We start from the raw sequence: 20,766 nt of genomic DNA on the forward strand, positions 1-20,766 counted from the left end.
CTCGTCCGTCAGCCAAAACAGGTCGCTCATTACCAGTCTCCTCACGGAGCCTGAATCAGATCGCGACGCTCACATCAATGGGTCCTGACCCTAGCCCCGCGCAGTTCGAACGAACCGCGTCACGCTGAGCATATGCCTCTCAACTTAAGAGGGGCGAGTCCAGCAGGCCCATAGGCCTCAAACTGACGCCTTGCATGGCTTATCGCCGGTCGGCGGTGTGTGAACATCACCGCAGACCGGCGTGGATAGTGGCCAAGTATCCAAGAGAAGCACCAGCTTCGTCAGAACGGTGCGTCGATGTCGACCACGTTGATGAGCTTGTGATTGACGAATTCCTTGATGCCGAGGCCAAGCAGTTCGCGCCCATAGCCCGAGCGGCGGATTCCACCGAACGGAAGGTCCGCCTTCACCATCGTCGGATGATTGACGAAGACCATGCCGGTCGAAATCCTGCGGGCTACGTCCGCGCCGCGCTTCGTATCGGCGGTGAAGACAGATCCGCCCAGACCATAAGGGGAATCGTTGGCAATGCGGATGGCGTCCGCTTCATCCTTGGCGCGGAACAGCATCGAGACGGGACCGAAGAATTCCCAGTAGCGCGCGGGATTGTCTTCACCAATGTCCGTCAGGATCGTCGGCTGGACGAAGGCGCCCTGATTAGGGATGTCAGGCCCGACCGGCGTCGCGGTCGCGCCATGCTCGACCGCCTTGTCGATCATGGCCCGCAGATCGTCGGCGGCCTTTTGTGACGAGAGGGGTGCCAGCGTCGTTGCAGGGTCGCGCGGATCGCCCATCTTCAGCGCCGCGACCCCTTTCGTATAGCTGGCCAGGAATGCGTCATAGACTTCATCCACGATGATCATGCGCTTGGACGATACGCAGACCTGACCGCCATTCCAGTGACGGCCGAACACGGCCCATTTGACGGTCTTATCCATATCGGCGTCCGCCAGCACGACAAAGGCATCCGCGCCGCCCAGCTCCATTGTCGATTTCTTCAGCGCCGCGCCGGCAATCTGCGCCACTTCGGCACCCGCCGCCTCCGACCCGGTCAGGGCCACGCCATGCACGCGGGGATCGTGGAGGATCCGGCTGACCTGGTCGCGCGTGGCGTAGAGATTGGTGAAACCACCCTTTGGCAGCCCCGCTACGAGCATCAGCGCCTCGAACCGCGCGGCGCTCTGCGGCACGTTGGAGGCGTGCTTGAGCAGCATCGTGTTGCCCGCCGACAGCTGCGGCGCGATGATCCGCGCGATCTGGTAATAAGGGAAGTTCCACGGCTCGATCGCGAGCAGCACGCCCAAAGGCTCGCAGACAAGCTCCGCCTGGCCCTCGGCGGGATCGGCGACGGGCAACGGCTCCGCGGCGAGCAGCGCGGCGGCATGGCTGGCGTAATAAGCGAAAATATCCGCGGACAATGCAACCTCTGCCTTCGCCTCGCTCAGCAACTTGCCCATCTCGAGCGTCAGCAGGCGGGCATAGTCGTCTATGTCACGGCGCAGGATCTCGGCCGCGCGGTGCATGACCGCCGCGCGCGTGGCGAAATCGGTATCCCGCCATTCCGTAAATACGGCATGCGCCGCTTCGATCGCGCTGTCGACTTCGGCATCGGTGGCGAAGGGAAAGGTTGCCAGCGTCTCCCCAGTATAGGGATTGGTCGTCGCGTAAGTCATGGGAACAACACCTTTTCGTCAGGGGAAAGAGCGGAGTCGCAGGGGGCGAGTGCCGCCAGGGAAAGTTTATCGGGTGTCAGCCGCTATCCTTCAGCGCCTGCACCATGGCGGCCAGAACGGCCTGGGCATCGCCATAGACCATCGCGCAATTGTCGAGCCCGAACAGCAGGTTCTCGACGCCGGCATAGCCTTTGCCCTGGCCGCGCTTGATGACGTAGACCTGATGTGCGCGGTCGACGTTGAGGATGGGCATGCCATAGATGGGCGAAGTCTTGTCGCTCCGCGCCGCCGGGTTGACCACGTCGTTGGCCCCGATGACCAGCGCGACGTCGACCGCGTCGAAATCATCGTTGATTTCGTCCATGTCGAAGATCAGGTCATAGGGGACGCCGGCTTCGGCGAGCAGGACGTTCATGTGCCCCGGCATTCGGCCTGCGACCGGGTGGATGGCGAATTTCACGCCGACGCCCGCTGCCTGGAGCAGCTTGATCAGCTCGTACAGCTTCTGCTGCGCCTGGGCGACCGCCAGGCCATAGCCCGGGACGATCACCACGCTCCCCGCATAGCGCATGGCCAGTGCCGCGTCGCTCGCCTCGGCCGACTTGGCGGGCCGGGTCGCCTCGGTCCCGCTGGCCGACGCCCCGGTTTCACCGAAATCGCTGAACAATACATTCGTCAGGCTGCGGTTCATGGCCTTGGCCATCAGCAGCGTCAGCAACGTGCCCGCCGATCCGACGACCATGCCCGCGATCATCAGGGCAGGATTGCCAAGCGCATAGCCTTCCAGCCCAACCGCCAGCCCCGTGAAGGCGTTGTAGAGCGAGATCACCACCGGCATGTCGGCGCCACCGATCGGCAGCGTCATGGCAATCCCGAACAGCAATGCCATGGCGAAGAACCCGCCGGTCAGCACGGGTCCCGGCATCGGAAATATCGCGATAAGGGCACCCAGGACCAGCGCGGCGAGCATCACGAGCACATTGACCAGTCTCTGCCCCCGAAAGCGCCATGCGCTTCCCATGCTTCCATCCAGCTTGGCCCAGGCGATCACCGATCCGGAGAGCGAGATCGCCCCGATCAGAGCGCCTGCCAGCGTGGCCGCCAGGTCGACGCCCGTCGGCCGTATGCCGCTCGTCAGGGCCACGGCGGCCACCGCCGCGGCGGCGCCGCCACCCATGCCGTTATAAAGAGCCACCATCTGCGGCATGGCGGTCATCGCGACGTGACGTCCCCGCCACCATGCCCAACCGCCACCCAGAATCAACGCGATCAGCGCCAAGCCGGCGTTGAGTGGCAGCGCGGCGAGGGCGGGGGCCGGCAGATCGGGGAGCGCGATCACACTCGATGCGATCGCCGCAATCATGCCAATCCCTGCCAGCATGATGCCCGACAGCGCCGAGGCGGGCGAAGACATGCGTTTCAGGCCCAGGATGAAAAGGAGTGCGGCAGCGAAGCCGCACAGGCCAACCAATGGGGAAACCAGTGTCGACATCACTTCGTCTCCTTGCCGCTGGCGCGGAACATGGCGAGCATCCGTTCCGTCACGGCATAACCGCCGGCGGCATTCGCCGCGCCAAGCAACACCCCCAGGAAACCCAGCACCCGCCCGCTTGTCGAGGTCGCGCCGAACAGCGCATCGAGCGCGCCGACGACGACGATACCGTGGATGAAATTCGATCCCGACATCAGCGGCGTATGCAGGATCGAAGGCACCCGCCGGATCACCTCGTATCCTGTGAACCCCGCGAGCATGAAAACGTAGAGCGCGACGATCCCGTTCATGCCGCCTCTCCCGTCAAGGCTGCACTGCCGGGCGTCGTGTCTCCATCCGCTCCATCGGGACGGACGCGCATCGCGGAGACGATTTCGTCCGCCAGGTCGAGCTTCAGCGAGCCCTGCTCTATCAAAAGGCCCAGCATCGCCAGCAGGTTGCGGGCGTAAAGTTCGCTGGCATGTTCGGCGAGGCGGCTCGGGACATTGCGCGGGGCCAATATCGTCGTGGGTCCGACGATCACCGTTTCACCCGGCAGCGTGCCCTCAACATTGCCACCGCTATCCGCCGCCAGATCGACGATGACGGAACCCGGCTTCATCGCCAGCACTTGCGACCGATCGATCAACCGGGGTGCCTTGCGGCCGGGAACGGCAGCGGTGGTAACGATCAGATCGGCCTCGGCGATGTACCGCGTCAGCGCCTCCCGTACCGTCGCGTGCTCCACGTCAGTCAGCGGGCGGGCATAGCCGCCTTCAGCACGGGCATCGACGCCCGTCTCGACGAATTTGGCGCCCAGCGATCGGGCCTGTTCGGCGGTTTCCGGACGAACGTCATAGCCGCTGGTCACCGCACCCAACCGGTGTGCCGTCGCCAGCGCCTGTAATCCCGCGACGCCCAACCCCATGACCAGCACACGCGCGGCCCGCAGCGAGCCGACCGCCGTCGTCATCATCGGCAGGATGCGGGGAAGATGCGCCGCCCCCAGCAAGGGCGCGTAATAGCCCGCCAGGGCCGCCTGGCTCGACAAGGCGTCCATCGCCTGCGCACGGCTGATCCTCGGGACCTTTTCCATGGCCAGCGCCGTGATCCGGTTTTCGCGCAGGGCGGACACCAGATCGGGGTGGTCCGGCGCCTCGACAAAGCCGAGCAGGATGGCGCCTGGCTTCATCGCGGCGACGAGCGTCGGCGCGGCTGGCCGGACCGTCATCACGATATCCGCCTCGCGCACGGCATCCGCCGCGGAGGCCGCGATCGACGCGCCTTGATAGGCGGCATCGGCAAAGCCGGCCGCCTGCCCCGCGCCGGTTTCGATCGCGACGGTCACGCCAAGTCGCAACAGTTTCGCCAGCGTGGGGGGCGTTATCGCCACGCGGCGTTCGTCGGGTTCGGTTTCCTTCACGATCGCAATGAGCATCGTCATGCGGCCTTTCTGATTGGCATCTTTCGGCTGCGTTGCGGCGGAACCTGGTCGAGGTCCGTCTGCCGGCGCATCATCGGGGAGATTTCGGACGCGGGTCCATCAGCCCGACAGCGCATTCTCGGGCTTGCGCCGCTGCTGACAGGCGAGATGAAAGACAAATGTCGTCGATGTGAAAGATGTCATCTTTTTCATGCCAAGTATCCCTGGGCAGTGTCGAAAGAATGCTTTCGGTATCAATTGTTCCACAGCCGGCGAAGTGCCGCCCTATTGGTGGCCGTGCTCCTCAATTTACGGCCGCCGCCAAAAGGGAAAATCCGTATCTTCCCGTAGAAAACACGTTGCTATGGATGAAGACGGCGGGGGCGGTCGCCGCGGTCGAACATCTTCGCCAGCGACCGCCGTCAGACGGGTGCTCATCATCCACGCGTTCGCGCTTATCTTCGCGGTCAGGGACCGGTATCGATCACCCGCTGTCGCGTGCCGGTACCCGCACTGGCCAGCGTATCACGAGTGACGAGAAGCGTCGCGCCCGGTTTCAACACGCCCATGACGAGCGATCGGAAACCGTCGGGCAGATGGACCTTCGTCTCGTCCGCCGCAGATGTCACGGTGCCGGAAGGGGATGACAGGCCGGGGACCGGCAGCCGCAGCCAGTGCGGGCCGGAGGCATCAATCGACTGCAACTGGAAGGCGGCGGTCATGCTCACGGGCTGGTCGAGCAGGATGGGCGCGTTGCCGATCTCCACGCCGTTGCGCAGGACGAGGAGGCGACGGTCGCGGCCGCTCAGGACGAGGGATACCGGACCGGACGGCGCCCGCTCGGGTCGCCATGTGAACGCCGATCCGGCATCGCGGGCGTCGCCAGCGGGAGGCGCGAGCGGCGCGGCCACGGGCGAGATTTCGGGTACGGACGGCGTATCGGTTACGACCACCGTCGCCCCAAGCCGGGTGATCGAGAACAGCCACCGCGCGAAGGCGACCGGCAGGCGGATGCAGCCGTGACTGGCCGGATAGCCGGGCAGTGTTCCGGCATGGAGCGCGATCCCGTCCCAAGTCAGCCGCTGCATATATGGCATGGGCGCGTCATCATATTTGTTCGAACGATGATCCGCGTCCTTTTGCAGGATCGTGAATATGCCCGTCGGGGTCGCATGGCCGCTGCGGCCGGTCGATACGGTACTGACCGCGACGGGTATGCCGTTGCGATAGACATAGGCACGCTGGAGCGGCAGGCTCACCAGGATCGTGACCGGCCCGTCGGGGGCCAGTTGCGGTGCCATCAGCGCATCGCCGGCCTGCATCCGCTCGATCGGTCCTGGCACGGCATCCTGCGCCTGCACAGGCCCGGTCAACCCGAGTGCCGCACCGATCAGCAAGGCTCCGGCCCATGTCCGCCGCCCCGACGGGCGCCGTTCGCGGCAACCCGCGCGCGGCCCCGCCGAGCCGCTATTGCCCCCTTTTGCGCACGCCATCGGATCAATGGGCAAAGAAGACAGGGACGGGGCTTTCGGTCAGCATCTGTCTCGACACCCCACCGAGAACGGCCTCCACCAGCCTGGCATGGCCGAATCCGCCCATGACGACGTAATCGACCTGTCGCGCCTTCACCTGCGCGATGAGGACATCCGAGGTTGCGGCATGGCCGCGAGCTATCTGGTCGATACGAACATGGATGTCGTGGCGAGACAGATACGCTGCGGCATCCTCGACCGACGCGCCGGACGAACACTCATCGATCTGCAGCATCGTCACGTTGCCTGTGAGACGTAGAAGCGGGATCGCTGCCCGCAGCGCGGCCAGGGCGGCGGGGGAGCCGTCCCATGCGATCAACGCATGGTCGCGGCCTAAGCGCTGGCATGCCGGCGGAACCGCCACCACAGGCTTGTGCGAGCGCACGATCAACTCGGCAGCGGTGCGCCGCATATCGATCAATGATGTGTCATCCAACTGGCGGCTGGTGACGATCAGGTCGCAGAAGCTGGCCGCATGACGCAGGACAGTGGCGGGATCGCCACTGACGTCCTTCCATTCCCAACTAACATCCTCCTGCGCCAGACGCTCCTCCAGGCGCGTCCTGTTGGCACTTTCGCGTTTGGACTCTGCGGTCAGCAGGTCGGCCATGACGTATCCGTCGTCATAATAGCCCGTGCCCACGAGCGGCGGAACGTAGGTGACGTCAAGACAGAGGAGGTGGCCCTGCAAGGCACGGGTTAGGTCGAGGGCGACCTGATACCGGGCTTCCTGGCCGACGTCGTCGTGCACAAGCAGAAGGACGTTCTTCATGGTCATTTCTCCGATGCGATGACATCCACGTCATAACCCGCCCTGGTGCGGTGACGGCATTCGGTATTCTACGGATGGTCTATGAGAGTGCTGCGAGCAGCGCCTGTTGCCGCAACGGTTTCTCCAGCACGGCGTCGAAACCGCTGGCCCAGGCCTCGGCGGTCAACGTCTCGCTCGGATAGCTCGTAATGAGCACCGACCGGCCCGACCAGCCGCGCCTCGCCAGCGCCAGTCGAACGTCACAGCCGGTTGCATCGGGAAGGCGATAGTCCGCGATCAACAGGTCGGCGCTATCCAGGTCGGCGGCGGCGAGCAGCGGCCTCGCCGCCGGATAGGAGCGCACATCATAGCCCTTCCAATGCAGGAGCAGCTGAAGGGATCGCCGGACGCCCTCGTCATCTTCCACCAATAAGGCGGTGGGTCCGCTGCAGGGGCTTCGTTCCAATGTCATGCCGCGTTCACTCCAATGAGGGAGATGGAGCATGACGAGAGCGGGCCAGTGCGTCGTTACGTGATGTTCCTAATCGGCCTTCCACCCCGCCGCAAAGGCAAGGCGAAGCGCTTCCGACAGGCTTTGGACCTCCAGTTTCGTCATGACATGGGCACGATGGACTTCGACGGTTCGCGGACTGATGCCCAGGTCGAAGGCGATCGTCTTGTTGGGATGACCGCGAACCAGTCCGTGCAAAACGTCGCGCTCGCGCGGAGTGAGCGCCGCGATGCGTATCCCGGCGTCATGTGCATCGGTCAGTGCGGCGTCATGGTCGACCAGCAGCGTAAAACCCCGTTCAAGCGCCGCAAGCAGCGCTGCCCTTTCAAAAGGCTTTTCAAGGAAGTCCACCGCGCCCTGCCGCATTGCCTTTACCGCAGTCGCGATATCCCCGTGACCCGTCAGGACGATCACTGGCATGGCGATGCCGCGGCGTGCCAGTTCGTGCTGAACCTCCAGCCCGTCCATATCCGGCATTCGGATGTCGAGCAGCACACATCCGGCTTCGGCGGACCTTGCGCCTTGCAGAAAGGCGACGCCGCTATTCCAGGTCGTTACCGTAAACCCGGATGTCCTGAGCATGAACGCGATCGAGCGGCGAACCGCATCCTCGTCGTCGACAACATGGACGTGCCGTTCTTCAGTCATCGCCTTCCCCCGGATCGCCATGCCAGACCGTGAAGTAGAATATGGTCCCATCCGCTTCGCCGGGTTCGGCCCAAATCCGGCCGCCATGCGCCTCGACGATGGTGCGGCAGATCGACAACCCCAAACCCATGCCCTGGTCCTTGCCCGTTGCGAACGCCTCGAACAACCGCGGCGCGATTTCGGGAGCGATGCCGGGACCGGTGTCCGCCACGCCGATCACGATCATGCCGCCCTCGCGCATCGTCGTCACGGTGATGTCGCGACGATCGCTGTTGGCGACGGCTTCGGCGGCGTTGCGCAACAGGTTGACCAGGACCTGTTGGATCTGGACACGATCCGCCAGCACCGTCGAGGCGTCAGGGGATAATTCGGTGAAGAGCCGGATGCCACGCTCGGTCGCTCCGAGCAGCCCGAAGCGTGCCGCCTCCATAATCATCTCGGGCAGCTGATGAACCGCTTTCACCACCTCTCCGCGAGCGACGAAGTCGCGCAGTCGCCGCACGATCTGCCCCGCCCGCAAGGCCTCGCGCGCCGCTTCCTCCACCGCCTCCCGCAGGAAATGCCGGGCATTGGGAAGGTCGCTGTCCATCAAGTCCCTGCCTGCCTCCAGATAATTCGCGATCGCGGTCAGCGGCTGGTTGAGTTCATGGGCGAGCGTTGACGCCATCGTGCCCATCGCACTGACGCGCGAGACATGGATCAGTTCGGCTTGCAGTTCCTTCATCCGCATTTCGGCGAGCTGTTGCGCGGTCAGGTCGCGGATGAAGCCGGTGAAGATACGATGCCCGTCATCCCGGGCTTCGCCGACCGAAAGCTCCATGGGGAACGCCGTTCCGTCACGGCGCAATCCGGTGACGATCCGGCCGATGCCGATAATCCGGCGCTCGCCGGTCGCCTCGTAGCGCGCGATGTAGCTGTCGTGCTGCTCGCGGTAGGGCGCCGGCATCAGAATGCTCACATTCCGACCCACAAGCTCGGCTTCGGTATAGCCGAACAGGCGTTCGGCTGCGGCGCTGAACGAAAGGATCAGGCCCGCATCGTCGATCACCACCATCGCGTCCGGCACCGTCGCCAGGATCGAACGGACATGAAGCTCGCTCTGACGCAACGCCTGTTCCCGCGCTTGCCGTGACGTCACATTGGCAACCTCAAGGCCAAAGCCGGTCGCCCGATGGCCATCGTCGCGCAAGGCAAGGATCGACATGTCCGCCAGGAATTCGCTGCCATCGCACCGCGCCAGCCATCGTTCGCTGCGTAGCGGCAAGCCCGTGGCCGCGTGCAAGAGATCTTTCTTGAATTGGTTTTCGGCATCGGGCGCTGGCGGGTAGAGAAGGATTGCCGATTTCCCGACGAGATCGGCCGCCCTCCACCCCAGCAGCCGTTCGACACCGATATTGCAGTGGGTCACCGACCCATCGTTCGCCAGGATCAGAACGGCACGATCCGGTTCGGCCTCGATGAAGCGGGCGAACGGATGCGCAGGCAGGGGATCAGGTCCGCTGGATGTCATGTCGTTCTTCCAGCTCGCGCTCTACGAAACGGATGCGGCCGACCATGCCGACGAAGAAGGCGGTCGACCAACCCAGCAGGATGATTCCGTTCGCGCCCTCGATCGCGCCAACGATGCGCCACGGCTTCGTCACCAGAACGTCGCCGTAGCCGATGGTCGTGTATGTGGCCGTGGAGAAATACAGGGCGGTTTCCAGGTCGGGGGCGGCGCGAACGTGATGAAAGAGCAGGGCATAGGCCCATATCTCGATTCCGTGCAGGCCGAATAACGCGATCGCTGCCGCGATGATGCCGGCGATGTTGCGTCCAGGTGTCGGCCGCTGATCCGTCGAAGCCTGTCGCCGGATCAGCAGCAGCAACGTCGCCAATCCTCCCAGATGCAACAGCACCGTGGCCAGGACCATCGCGGTAGAAACCATGAGTTGCGTGACGATGGTCATGCCCGGAAGACTATCCTTCGCCATCCGATCTAGCCCATAAGTAGAAACCCGTACAACCAGTCAGGGCCGAGGCTCGACCAGCGCGAGATCGCCGGAGCGGTCGCGCTCGCCTTGGCGCTTGGTTCGCTTAGGATTGCACCGGCCGCGAAGAGTGGAAGCGGCTTGGCCCTCGCGCACCAGCGGAGCCCTGAGGTCGGGGCCGGACGGCAGGATCAGGGCAGGCCGCCGCGCTGCCGAAGTACGTCGGCGAGCGTGTAGCGGCGTACCACATCCATGAAGGCGCGACGCGCTTCGTCGAGCACGCCTGGCAGATCGCAGCCGCGTGCGAGGCGGCAACCGGTGCAGTCGACCATCGGGCAGCGTGGTTCGGTGAGGTCGAGCACGTCGCCGAGGTTGATGCTTGCAGGGTCGCGCGCCAGCCGGACACCGCCGTGGCGGCCTCGCACCGCCTGAAGCATGCCTGCATGTGCCAGCCCGTTCGCGATCTTCATCAGATGGGTGGCCGAAATGTCCTGCTCCGCCGCGACCGACGCGATAGGGACGAGTCGGTCACCCGTCCTGCCCAGATGGATAAGCAGGCGCAGCGCGTAATCCGAATGGCGCGTCAGTTGCATCCCGGCTTCTTCTCTCCTCGCCATGCCTGTTGGTACACTGGGCAATGTACATGGATTTGACGCGCGTCAAAGCAGGGCCGTGGGGCGCCGATTAATCGGAATTTGTAATTCAGCTTTATCGGAGACCGGCCATGTACTGCGTCCAGTGCGAACAATCGAACAAGGGCGGGTGTGCCGCCAAGATGGGTTCTTGCGGCAAGACGGCGCAGACCGCCGATCTGCAGGATGTGCTATTGCGCGTCATGCAGGGCGTCTCGGTCTATGCCGATCGCGCGGCGGCAAAGGGTGCGCGGGACGAGGTGGTCGATGCGTTCACGCCGCATGCCTGGTTCACCACGCTGACCAACGTCAATTTCGATGAAGCTCGGTTCGTGTCGCTGATCCGCAGGGCGATTGCGATGCGGGAACGGGCGCGGCTGCTCGCGGAGACAGCGGGCGCAGACCTCTCCGCGCTTGCCGAACCCGCCAACTGGCATCCCGGGATGACGCCGTCCGAATTGTCGGCCGCCGCGCCGTTCGCCGCGATTCAGCGCTTCATGGACCGCGATGGGCCGAGCATCGTCGGCTTGCGCAACCTGATCCTGTATGGCCTGAAGGGCACTGCCGCTTACGGCGAACATGCCCGTGTCCTCGGCTTCGAGGACAGGGCGATCAGTGCTGAGTTCCACCGCATCGCCGCCTTCCTCGCCACCGATCCGACCGATGTCGATGCGCTGCTGAGCCACGCGCTGGCCATCGGTGCGCTCAATTTTCAAGTGATGGAACTGCTCGACGCCGCCAACACCGGCCGTTTCGGTCATCCCGAGCCGACGGCGGTCCGGATGACGCCGCGCGCGGGCAAGTGCCTGCTCGTGTCGGGGCACGATATGGGGGATCTTGAGGCGATCCTCCAGCAAGCCGAAGGCACCGGCGTGCTGGTCTATACGCACGGGGAGCTGCTGCCCGCCAATGCCTATCCGGGCCTGAAGCGATATCCCCATCTCGCGGGCAATTACGGCGGCGCGTGGCAGGACCAGCAGAAGGATTTCGATGCTTTTCCGGGCGCGATCGTGATGACGTCCAATTGCCTGATCAACCCCAATCTCAAGGGCTATGCCGATCGTATCTTCACCACCGGACCAGTCGGCTGGAATGGATTGCCTCATCTTACCGAGCACGACTTCACGCCCGCCATCGGCTGTGCGCTGGCGCAGCCGGGCTTCGCCGAGGACGCGCCGGAGCGGACGCTCACCATCGGCTTTGCCCGCAACACGGTGATGGGCGTAGCGGACACGCTGCTCGGCATGATCAACAAGGGCGAGGTGAAGAACCTATTCCTGATCGGCGGCTGCGACGGCGCGCGGCCGGGTCGTAATTACTTCCATGATCTCGCCATGGCGACACCCAAGGACAGTCTGGTGCTGACGCTCGGGTGCGGCAAGTTCCGCTTCAACCGGGAGGAACTGGGCGATATCAATGGAATCCCGCGGGTGCTTGATATCGGCCAGTGCAACGATGCCTATTCGGCGATCCGCATCGCCGGCGCCGTGGCCGAAGCGCTGAACGTCGGCGTCAACGATCTGCCGCTACATTATGCGATCAGCTGGTTCGAGCAGAAGGCGACCGCCGTATTGCTGACGATGCTGCATCTGGGTCTGCGCCGGATTCACCTGGGGCCGACTCTGCCGCAGTTTCTAACGCCCGAGGTGCTTAACATCCTGATCGACAAGTTCGACATCCGTCCAACCGGCAATGCCGACGCCGATCTGGAGCGGATGCTGCAGGCCGCCTGAAAGGGCTCACCCGCCCGGTATGTCCGCGCTGCGGACACCGGGCGGGTCTTCAGCGGATCGTGACCATCATGCTGACGCGGCGGTGGGCGGGAGCGACCTCTTCATCCGGCGTCATGTCGAGCAGCGGTCGACCGTCGGCCGCCCAATGGATCCGGCGGACGCGCGCGTCGCGGCCATCGCCGCCGACACCATTGCCCCAGCTGTGATAGACATAGAGTTGGTTTCCGTCTTCGTCGGTGGTGAAGGCGCCATGACCCGGTCCCTGTTCATAGCGCCGATAATCGGTTTCGCCGGCCGGCATAGGCACGCTCTTCTGAAGCGGTGCAGACCATTTGCGCCAGACGTCGATCCGCGTGAGATCAGCGTCGAGGGGCGCGGAGGTGCCGTTAACGACATAGGTGGGACTGACCCCCGAACTGGAATAGACAAGGGTCATGCGCTGGTCGTGGAGAAGCGCAAAGGCGCCCTCGGCGAGGTTCTCCTCGACCGACGTTTCCGGTGCGATGATGGGGGCCGGTGCACTGGTCAGCCGCGTCGGACGGACGGGATCGACCTTGGCGATCCACGTCAACGGGTCGCCCAGCGGTCCCGACTTCGGCAGATAGCGCTGTGACCATATGTAATAACCCTGATGGCCCACCTCGAAATAGGACATGTCGAGGCTGATATTGGCGGCCATGTCCGGGCGGCCGAGCGGCGTGCCGTCGGCCTTGCGGATCGCTGCGGGCTTTGACCAGTCGGCGGGGTTGGCCGGGTCCCCACCGTCACGCAGCTGGATGATGTGCGACTGGACCTGAGACCATTCGCCCCCCTCGCTGGATTGGTCGTCCTTCGGGTTGAAGCAGGGGGCGAAGAGGATCGACAACCGGCCGCCGATTTCATGGATTTCGGGAGCCCAATAGCATCCGGCTATGACGCGACCTTCGGCCGTGCGATCGGCACGGGTGCGGCGATTGAGCAGGTCGACTTCGCGGGCGCGGCCGCCCTGATCGTCCGCAAGGTCCGCAATCGTGTCGGCAATGCGAAGGGGCAGATGCGGGGAGCCGACATTGTCGTTGTTCGTGTCGTCGGTGGCAGCGAAAAGATAGCGCACGCGACCGTCATGCTCCCACCGATAAATGTCGGGATCGGCACGGTTATAGGCGAAGATCGCGGGATAGCGCGTCTGACGGATGGTGCCGTGGACCAGATAGCGGCCGGGCCGGGTCAGACGCGCTACGTCGGCGCGGTCCCAGTCGACGGCGCGGGTGGCGGTGGAGCCGTCCGAATAACCCAGCGTAACGCGCGCGCCGCTGAGCTTATCGATCCGGCGGAGATCGATGGTCCGGGGGGCGACGCTGGCCGTCGTGTTGACGACGCGGCCGAAGCGATGGCGGAGCGCGGCCGCCATGGTGTCGTCGATCGGAAGCGTGTCGGTGTCGGTGGAGGTCACGGCCCCGATATGGGCGTCTCCGACATTGCCGGCGGACACGATACGCGGACGGTTGCCGCCTGGTCCGGGGGAAAAGGCCGTTTTATGCCATTCCGTGCGTGCCAGATCCGCGACGCTGGTCCAGCGCGGTCGGCCGGTGCGGTCGGTCCACGACACGATGTAGCGGTTGGTGGCGGTATCCCAGACAGCGCGGGGCTTTGTGATGCCACCGGCATCGCGCAGGTCCAGCGTGCCCAGTTTGACGAAGGTTGGCGGTTGCCTGGGATCGCTGCGGAAAACGACCGTCTCGGTGGCCGCGGGGTCGGGCGTGCCATCCATGTCCACGCGCGTCGCGATGACGCCGAGCGCGCCGTCGGCGAAATAGAAGAGCGATGGGTCGGCGATCCCTCGAAGGGCGACGCGATCGACTCCGACATAATCCCCGCTCGCGAACGCTATCCCGTAATTATCGTTGAGGGGGATCATGCGGCCGTCGGCGCCGTCGAGCGCCAAATGGATACTGCGCGCCACGGTCGGCTGGTTTGCATCATGCGGTGTGGTGGGCACACGCGCATAGGATGCCAGTCGGCGTGCGGAGCGGCCGAGCAGGCGGACGGAAAAGCGCTTGGTCAGCATCGTGCCATCGGGGCCGCGCACGACGCCTTCCAGGCGGACGGTCCGCGGCTCTGCACCCGGGTTGACGAGAACGCCGTCCGGCAAAGGCCGGTCGTCGGCGCGCCACGTCGCGACGTGATCGACCGGAACCGGCAGGCGCGTGCCCGATGCCAGTACCGGTGGCACGACCCAGCTGTCGGCCAGGGTCGCGGCGTCGGGCGCCGCCGGGCTCCAGTGCGCCGCGAGGGCGTCGCGCTCGGCCGCGGTGATCGACATGACCGTGCCGTGGCGCGGCGATTTGGGCAGTCGGAAATCGTGCGGGTAGGTCCACGCGATCTTGCCATCGAGCGAGTTGGTGGCCAGCGGAATATATCCGACGCCCCCATAGTTATCCACCCAGAGGAAGTATTTGAACCCGCTGGTATCGCCCGGGTTGGCGAGGAACGCGGTGGGGCCTTCCACCTCGGGCGTGCCGGAGCGGCGGCCGATACACCGGTCGATGATTTTCCAATGGCCCGAAGCACCGTCGGCCCGCAGCGAGTGCGATACCTGCGCCAGAATATCGCTCGACGGACAGCCACTTGCATCGCTGACTTTGGTGAAGCGATAATAGCGATCGCCGTCCTTCATGACGGTCGCGTCGATCATCCCCTTGGCCGTGACGGCGCCGGGGACATCGGCGGCCTTGAACCAGGGTTCGGGGGTGGTGAAGGTTCGGAAATCGCGGGTGATCGCGCGCAATATCTGCGGCCCGTTGCCGTCCTCGATCTTGTGCGCCGCGTCCTTGTAGAGGGTCGACGTCCAATAGACGACATAGGCGCCGATCGTGGGATCATAGGTCGCCTCGGGTGCCCATGTCATGCCCGCCATCGGTCCATTCACCCGGACATGGCGCTGCTGCCCCCAATGGATCAGGTCGGTCGATTCCCAGATTTCGAGGTAAAGGCTCCCCTGATCGGTCGAACCGCCCCAGCCGGTACGACCAGTCGACAGATCGGTGGCAAGCAGGAAGAAGCGATCCCCCTCCGCCGAGCGCATGATGAACGGATCGCGCAGGCCCCGCGTGCCCTGAGTGGATTCGAGGATCGGCTGTGCGTCGTTCAGGGTTTCCCACTGCAAGGCGTTGTTGCCGTCGGAAACCGCGAAGCGCAGCTTTTCACCGTTGATCGTGTTCTCGGTAAAATAGACGAACAGATAGGCCGAGGGCGGGGGTGCTATGGCAGGCGCAGCCCGTACCGTCACATCGATCGGGACGGCGCGCGGAGCGTGCCCGGCTAGCGAGACGGTAGCTGTCAGACGCACCGGCCGATCGGCCTTGCCCCGGATGACGGCGCCTTTGCGGATGACGTCCGCGCCCCGCCCGCGGTCGGTGTCCGTAATCGTTTTCGGATCGGAAGAACGCCATGTGATCCGCGCGCTGGTCAGGTCCAGGCGGCCAGCGAGGGCGGGCAGGGCGGCGGCGGTTTCAGGGAGCGTGACATTGCCGCGCAGCGGACTTGCCCAAGCGGGATCGTCGCGCACGGCCTGAGCGATCGTGTCCAGCAAGGGGGCCTGGGCCGGCGTCGCGCCGCTCAACGCTGTGCTCGCGATGGCGAGCAGCAGTGCGGGCAAGGGGCGCAGTATGTTTTTCATTCGGCCTCTCCCTATCGCCGTGCGGTTCTCCGCCAATATGTCTCACGGCGTTTTGGACTGCTTATGTCGGACATTTGGAATGGTGCAAGTCGTATTTGCCCATATGGCCAACATCCCCGCCGCCCGTACCTTGCCCGTTGGTGGGATCCGCTCGGTCGACATTCGCGGTCCGGTCGAAAGGGGGAAGTCTCGCTGCGCTCGCCGCTGCGGCACCGGCATATTCCGCGCGACGGGTGCGAATTTTTTGGTTAGCGTCGCGCGGCTGATTCAGTCTTTGGTCGAGTGAGTTATATGCGTATTACCCCGCTGTCCCGTCTATTGATGATGGGCATCGCGACATGCTGCGCTATTCCGGCTCCGGCGGCCGCCCGGTCCTTCGAATTGGTCGAGCTTCAGCGCGAAATGAACGCGCTGATCGCGGGGCGCTCCGGTGAATATGGGATCGCCGCCATCGATCTGGGCGATGGTTCGATTGCCACGGTGAATGGCGAAATCCCCTTTCCGATGGCAAGTACGGTAAAGCTCGCCATTGCGGGCGCCTATCTGACGGACGTCGATCAGGGGCGACGCAGCCTCGGCGACATCATCAACGGCCGCACCGCCGCCAAGGCGATGGAGGCCATGATCGTCCACAGCGACAATCTGGCCGCCGATCAGCTGTTCGCCGCGCTTGGCGGCCCGGTCCGTGTCCAGCAATGGGTATTGTCGCACAACATCAGCGGCATTCGCGTGGACCGGACCATAGCCCAACGCCTCCGGGAGCGCGGGCACCTGGCGGATATCAAGGATGTGGCGACGCCGGTCGCCATGGTTGAGCTGTTGAGGATACTCGACAGCCCTACCACGCTGTCTCCTCGGAGCCGCGCCTATCTTCTCGGATTGATGAGTCAGTGTCGGACGGGCACTCGTCGCATTCGGGCTCTGCTTCCCGCCGGAACGCTGGTCGAAGACAAGACCGGCACGCTCGACGGCATCACGAACGACGTCGGGTTCATTACCATGCCCGACGGCCGCCGCGTGGCGATCGCCGTCTTCGCCAGGGGCGGACGCGACCGCCAGCCGGTGATCGCCGCGCTCTCCCGCATGGTCTATGATCGGTTTGTCGACAGCGTTCGCAATGCGGTGGCGTTTTTCATGCGAATGAAGTGACTTCGGAGCAGGGAAACGCATGGATCGTCAGCGGGGCGTCGCCCACCGCAATGCCGGCCCGAGTGGCGCTCGCCGCAGCCGCCTGCTTTCTGTTCTTCGCTATATTGCCGTGGATCGTCCTGGGGTGGTTGGCACACTGGTGACGCTCGGCCGGTTTCGGTCAAGCGGTGGAATGCCATGAAAAGCCAGAATATGCCGGTCCGGCTCGTCGTCTCTCCCAGGTCGAGCCTGATATGCTGGCTCCGACTTTCGACGTGACGAAGCGGCAACGGGCCTGGTCGGGCGAACATCGGCACTGACCTCCCGCTAACCAATTCATTCCTGGCTGAAATGGGAGCCGGCCGGGCAGTTTGGCAACGGGCGTGCCGGGCGGCCGGGCTATCCTCGCCATGCAGCATGGTGCTGCATGTCGAGAGTATAATCCATGACCGCTTATTATCCTGAACTGGCGAACGAGATTCGCGATGGACGATCCACGCCCATGAACGATGCCTCGCACGCTTTGTCCTTCGGGCAACTGGTGACACGCTATGACAGCAAGGCGCAGACCCTCTGGACGGATATGCGGCCGCGTATCCGGCCCAGCTTCAACCCCGATCTGTTGCGGGATTTCGAGCGCTGGCAGGATGGAATTGTGCAGGCGGTCGATACGGGCGCGTTGCCGGTACGCTATCTGGTGCTCGGCTCGTCCTTTCCCGGCGTCTTCTCCCTGGGCGGCGACCTCGATCTGTTCGCCCAGGCGATCCGCAATCGCGACCATGCCGCGCTCGCCCGTTACGGGCATCGCTGCGTCCGCATCCTCTATCGCAACATGTGCGGGCTGGAGCGGCCGATCATCACCATCGGACTGGTCGAGGGCGACGCCCTGGGCGGCGGGTTCGAGGCGCTATTGTCCTTCCATGTCGTCATCGCCGAGCGCGGCACCAGCTTTGGCCTACCCGAGACGATGTTCGGCCTGTTCCCCGGCATGGGGGCGCATTGTTTCCTGTCGCGGCGGCTGGGCGCGGCAAGAGCCGAGCGGATGATCCTCAGCGGCCGGACTTACAGCGCCGACGAGCTTTATGAAATGGGGCTGGTCCATGGCCTTGCGGAGCCGGGGGGGGGGCGGAAAATGGTCGCGGACTATGTCCGCCAGAATGACCGGAGACACAGCGCACACTGCGCCATCTATGAGGCGTCGCGGGCGGTCAATCCGCTGCGGCTGGAGGAACTGGAGGCCGTGGTCGACCTGTGGGCGGATGCCGCGCTTCGGCTGACCGAGGGCGACCTGAAACGGATGGAGCGGCTGGTCGCCGCACAGACCCGGTTGAGAGGCAAGTCCGGGAAATAGTCAATCGGCCTCGGGCAGGGAATGGCCTTGCCCGAGGCTTTTCGTGGCCGGACATGCTGCGGTGAAAAGGGCGAGTACCTCGTTCGCGGGCATCGGTTTGGCGAGCAAATAGCCCTGAACCGCGTCGCACCGGGTTCGGCGCAGCTGGTCCAGCTGGGCGGGCGTCTCGACCCCCTCCGCGACCGTCCTCATGCCCAGTTTGGCGGCGAGTTCGACGATCGTCTGGACGATCGCGATCGAGGCGGGGTTGTGCTCCAGGTCCATGACGAAGGACCGGTCGATCTTGAGCGTCTGAAATGGAAATTGAGTGAGATAGCTGAGCGACGAATAGCCCGTCCCGAAATCGTCGAGCGTGGTACACACGTCGATTTGGTTGAGGGTGGTCAGCGCGGCAAGCGACCGTTCGACATCGTCGAGCAGCACGGTCTCCGTCACTTCCAGGGTCAGTCGTTTGGCGGGCAGGCCGCTCGCCTGCAATGCGCTCACCACCGTGACAGCCAGCTCGGGGGTGCGAAGCTGTACGGGCGAAAGATTGACCGCGATGGTCGCCGTCGATGCCCATCCACTCGCCACCTGGCAGGCCTGGTGAAGCACCCATCCGCCAATGGGCACGATAAGGCCGTTTTCCTCCGCGATCGGGATGAACTCGCCGGGCGCCACAGCGCCGAATTGCGGACTGTCCCACCGCAGTAATGCTTCGCAGGAAGCGATATCGCCTGATGTTAGACAAAAGATCGGTTGAAACAGCAGGTGGAACTCATTCCGCTCGAGCGCACCGTTCATCGCGGCGCCGAGCTGGCGGCGGCGCTCGATCTTTTCGTCCATCACGGGTTCGTAGAACAGAACCTGACCCCTGCCGCTTTCCTTCGCGCGATAAAGGGCCAAATCGGCGTTCTTGAGCAGCGTGTCTGCATCGTTGCCATCGTCGGGCGCAATGGCGACGCCGATCGAGGGGGTGATGTGCAGCATATGACCGCTGAACGACACCGGCTGCCGCACCAGATCGAGAATGGCTGTCCCGATCCGGCCAGCCGTCTCGTGATGCGATACGTGGCACAGAACCGCAAACTCGTCGCCCCCCAGTCGGGCGACGAGACCCTTGCCGCGGAAACGCTCGTTCAGCCGGCGCGCGACGGCGACGAGCAGCGCATTGCCGGCCAGATGCCCGAAGGAGTCGTTCACCTCCTTGAAGCGGTCGAGATCGAGCCATAGCAGCGCCAGCCTGTCCCCGGATGCCGCCAGACCTTGCAACCGTTCCTCGAAATGCTCGCGGAACGCGGTGCGGTTGGACACGCCGGTCAGATCATCGCGTCGGGCCATCTCCGCATGATGCTCCGCCAGCGCGGCCGTCTCCTCCGAAGCGATGGTGGCGCGCAGGATCGCTCCATAGGTCTGTTGGGTGATATCCATCATCGCGACCACGAAAAGCACGATAACCAACGCCATCAGCGCCTTGAGCGGCTCCACTGGTATCAAGAGCCCCACGGCCAGCGGCAAAGAAGCGCAGCACAGCTGAGATAGCGCGATCAGCGGACGCCCGGCATTGCGCCCCGCAATTCCCGCCGCATAGCCGATGGCCGTCGTGACCGAAAGGAGGTGAAGGACGCCGTTTTCGGTCCGGGTGAGCGTCAATAACCCGAACAGACCCAGCAGCGTCGCATAGCTTAGGGCACCGAGGCGATAACCGCGCTCCTGGTCTGGCACCGTGGCGGATTGGCGCGTCCAGAGCGTATCGACGATGCGGACCACCCCGACCAGCCCGACCGCGACCGCGCAGACGACCAGCCATTCATCCCCGCTGCAAATCGCGACGACCGCCGCGATCGCGCTGCTCGTCAGCGCCCCAATGACCAGCGAGCGAGGGGAAGCATAGAGCGATTCAACCAGTACCGCCCGAACCCGCGAGGAGATCCGGCCATCGGCCTGCCGCAATCGCCTAATCCGGCTGATTAAGCGTTCCATATCAACCTCCTGAGCGCTGACTATCTCATCCGCTCCGGGTGTCTATAGGAGTATGCGAGATTTGGTCGCCAGCCGATGTGCGCGCCGTCGCCACGCAAGTCACCGTCAACCCAAGGCAAAAGGCGTCCTCCAAGGTGAGCGGGGGAGGGTAGGAGAGCGATATGACGGAGTGTTGTGAGAAAAAAAGGCATTGGTATGAAAAATGTTGTTGACCGTGTGGCTGCCCCGGCCTAGAGGGGTTTCACCGCAGCGGTGGTCGCCTAGATCGCCGTTTGCAGCTACGACAGATCGGCGCACTTGAGGCCCTGGGAACGGGGTTATGG

16 protein-coding genes are annotated in these 20,766 nt (G+C 64.3%); 3 read left to right on the plus strand and 13 right to left on the minus strand.

The features are described 5' to 3' along the window. Window positions 1-281: 281 nt before the first annotated feature. From GGR45_RS18815 to GGR45_RS18865, 11 genes are all read right to left on the minus strand, one after another. The gene (locus GGR45_RS18815; protein ID WP_175310349.1) at window positions 282-1,673 is read right to left on the minus strand and encodes an NAD-dependent succinate-semialdehyde dehydrogenase; all 1,392 of its coding nucleotides are present in this window, start codon (window positions 1,671-1,673) and stop codon (window positions 282-284) included. 76 nt (window positions 1,674-1,749) lie between these two features. Then, the gene (locus GGR45_RS18820; protein WP_175310348.1) at window positions 1,750-3,165 is read right to left on the minus strand and encodes an NAD(P)(+) transhydrogenase (Re/Si-specific) subunit beta; all 1,416 of its coding nucleotides are present in this window, start codon (window positions 3,163-3,165) and stop codon (window positions 1,750-1,752) included. Continuing rightward, window positions 3,165-3,455: an NAD(P) transhydrogenase subunit alpha part 2 gene (locus tag GGR45_RS18825; protein ID WP_175310347.1), complete on the minus strand. Its 291-nt coding sequence runs from the start codon at window positions 3,453-3,455 to the stop codon at window positions 3,165-3,167. Before GGR45_RS18825 ends, GGR45_RS18820 begins: the two co-directional genes overlap by 1 nt. Then, on the minus strand, window positions 3,452-4,588 hold the full coding sequence (locus tag GGR45_RS18830; RefSeq protein WP_175310346.1) for an NAD(P) transhydrogenase subunit alpha: 1,137 nt from the start codon (window positions 4,586-4,588) through the stop codon (window positions 3,452-3,454). Before GGR45_RS18830 ends, GGR45_RS18825 begins: the two co-directional genes overlap by 4 nt. A gap of 446 nt (window positions 4,589-5,034) precedes the next feature. Then, complete coding sequence (locus tag GGR45_RS18835) at window positions 5,035-5,964, minus strand: L,D-transpeptidase (protein ID WP_246358321.1); 930 nt, start codon at window positions 5,962-5,964, stop codon at window positions 5,035-5,037. Between the two features lie 100 nt (window positions 5,965-6,064). Next, window positions 6,065-6,877: a universal stress protein gene (locus GGR45_RS18840; RefSeq protein WP_246358322.1), complete on the minus strand. Its 813-nt coding sequence runs from the start codon at window positions 6,875-6,877 to the stop codon at window positions 6,065-6,067. Window positions 6,878-6,950: 73 nt separating this feature from the next. Beyond that, window positions 6,951-7,322, minus strand: a complete 372-nt coding sequence (locus tag GGR45_RS18845) for a response regulator (RefSeq protein WP_175310344.1) — start codon at window positions 7,320-7,322, stop codon at window positions 6,951-6,953. A 69-nt stretch (window positions 7,323-7,391) separates the two neighbouring features. Then, window positions 7,392-8,009 (minus strand): response regulator FixJ, encoded by a 618-nt coding sequence (gene fixJ, locus GGR45_RS18850; protein WP_175310343.1) that lies wholly within the window; start codon window positions 8,007-8,009, stop codon window positions 7,392-7,394. Next, complete coding sequence (locus GGR45_RS18855) at window positions 8,002-9,519, minus strand: PAS domain-containing sensor histidine kinase (RefSeq protein WP_175310342.1); 1,518 nt, start codon at window positions 9,517-9,519, stop codon at window positions 8,002-8,004. Before GGR45_RS18855 ends, fixJ begins: the two co-directional genes overlap by 8 nt. Beyond that, window positions 9,500-9,958 carry a potassium channel family protein gene (locus GGR45_RS18860; protein WP_175310341.1) on the minus strand — a complete coding sequence of 153 codons (459 nt, stop codon included), beginning with the start codon at window positions 9,956-9,958 and terminating at the stop codon, window positions 9,500-9,502. The genes GGR45_RS18855 and GGR45_RS18860 overlap by 20 nt, the downstream gene beginning before the upstream one ends. 212 nt (window positions 9,959-10,170) lie before the next feature. After that, window positions 10,171-10,572: an RrF2 family transcriptional regulator gene (locus tag GGR45_RS18865; protein ID WP_175310340.1), complete on the minus strand. Its 402-nt coding sequence runs from the start codon at window positions 10,570-10,572 to the stop codon at window positions 10,171-10,173. 131 nt (window positions 10,573-10,703) lie between these two features. On the opposite strand from GGR45_RS18865, the gene hcp reads away from it, so the two are divergent. Beyond that, window positions 10,704-12,344 carry a hydroxylamine reductase gene (gene hcp, locus GGR45_RS18870; protein ID WP_175310339.1) on the plus strand — a complete coding sequence of 547 codons (1,641 nt, stop codon included), beginning with the start codon at window positions 10,704-10,706 and terminating at the stop codon, window positions 12,342-12,344. Window positions 12,345-12,393: 49 nt separating this feature from the next. Here hcp and GGR45_RS18875 read toward each other — a convergent pair whose 3' ends face one another. Then, a complete protein-coding gene (locus GGR45_RS18875; protein WP_175310338.1) occupies window positions 12,394-16,002 on the minus strand; it encodes a family 43 glycosylhydrolase in 3,609 nt (1,202 codons plus the stop codon). A gap of 291 nt (window positions 16,003-16,293) precedes the next feature. Between GGR45_RS18875 and GGR45_RS18880 the strand changes: the two genes are divergently transcribed. Next, window positions 16,294-17,151: a serine hydrolase gene (locus GGR45_RS18880; protein WP_175310337.1), complete on the plus strand. Its 858-nt coding sequence runs from the start codon at window positions 16,294-16,296 to the stop codon at window positions 17,149-17,151. A 424-nt stretch (window positions 17,152-17,575) separates the two neighbouring features. Beyond that, window positions 17,576-18,481: a crotonase/enoyl-CoA hydratase family protein gene (locus tag GGR45_RS18885; RefSeq protein ID WP_246358323.1), complete on the plus strand. Its 906-nt coding sequence runs from the start codon at window positions 17,576-17,578 to the stop codon at window positions 18,479-18,481. Here GGR45_RS18885 and GGR45_RS18890 read toward each other — a convergent pair whose 3' ends face one another. Further along, on the minus strand, window positions 18,482-20,443 hold the full coding sequence (locus GGR45_RS18890) for a putative bifunctional diguanylate cyclase/phosphodiesterase (protein ID WP_175310336.1): 1,962 nt from the start codon (window positions 20,441-20,443) through the stop codon (window positions 18,482-18,484). Window positions 20,444-20,766 lie beyond the last annotated feature (323 nt).

This window comes from Sphingomonas zeae (assembly GCF_014197135.1).
Lineage (GTDB): Bacteria > Pseudomonadota > Alphaproteobacteria > Sphingomonadales > Sphingomonadaceae > Sphingomonas > Sphingomonas zeae.

Bases quoted from the DNA above. Each gene is read 5' to 3' on its own strand.
- GGR45_RS18815 (WP_175310349.1), bottom strand. From the start codon at position 1,673: ATGACTTACGCGACGACCAATCCCTATACTGGGGAGACGCTGGCAACC.
- GGR45_RS18820 (WP_175310348.1), bottom strand. From the start codon at position 3,165: ATGTCGACACTGGTTTCCCCATTGGTTGGCCTGTGCGGCTTCGCTGCC.
- GGR45_RS18825 (WP_175310347.1), bottom strand. From the start codon at position 3,455: ATGAACGGGATCGTCGCGCTCTACGTTTTCATGCTCGCGGGGTTCACA.
- GGR45_RS18830 (WP_175310346.1), bottom strand. From the start codon at position 4,588: ATGACGATGCTCATTGCGATCGTGAAGGAAACCGAACCCGACGAACGC.
- GGR45_RS18840 (WP_246358322.1), bottom strand. From the start codon at position 6,877: ATGACCATGAAGAACGTCCTTCTGCTTGTGCACGACGACGTCGGCCAG.
- GGR45_RS18845 (WP_175310344.1), bottom strand. From the start codon at position 7,322: ATGACATTGGAACGAAGCCCCTGCAGCGGACCCACCGCCTTATTGGTG.
- fixJ (WP_175310343.1), bottom strand. From the start codon at position 8,009: ATGACTGAAGAACGGCACGTCCATGTTGTCGACGACGAGGATGCGGTT.
- GGR45_RS18855 (WP_175310342.1), bottom strand. From the start codon at position 9,519: ATGACATCCAGCGGACCTGATCCCCTGCCTGCGCATCCGTTCGCCCGC.
- GGR45_RS18860 (WP_175310341.1), bottom strand. From the start codon at position 9,958: ATGACCATCGTCACGCAACTCATGGTTTCTACCGCGATGGTCCTGGCC.
- GGR45_RS18865 (WP_175310340.1), bottom strand. From the start codon at position 10,572: ATGCAACTGACGCGCCATTCGGATTACGCGCTGCGCCTGCTTATCCAT.
- hcp (WP_175310339.1), top strand. From the start codon at position 10,704: ATGTACTGCGTCCAGTGCGAACAATCGAACAAGGGCGGGTGTGCCGCC.
- GGR45_RS18875 (WP_175310338.1), bottom strand. From the start codon at position 16,002: ATGAAAAACATACTGCGCCCCTTGCCCGCACTGCTGCTCGCCATCGCG.
- GGR45_RS18880 (WP_175310337.1), top strand. From the start codon at position 16,294: ATGCGTATTACCCCGCTGTCCCGTCTATTGATGATGGGCATCGCGACA.
- GGR45_RS18885 (WP_246358323.1), top strand. From the start codon at position 17,576: ATGACCGCTTATTATCCTGAACTGGCGAACGAGATTCGCGATGGACGA.
- GGR45_RS18890 (WP_175310336.1), bottom strand. From the start codon at position 20,443: ATGGAACGCTTAATCAGCCGGATTAGGCGATTGCGGCAGGCCGATGGC.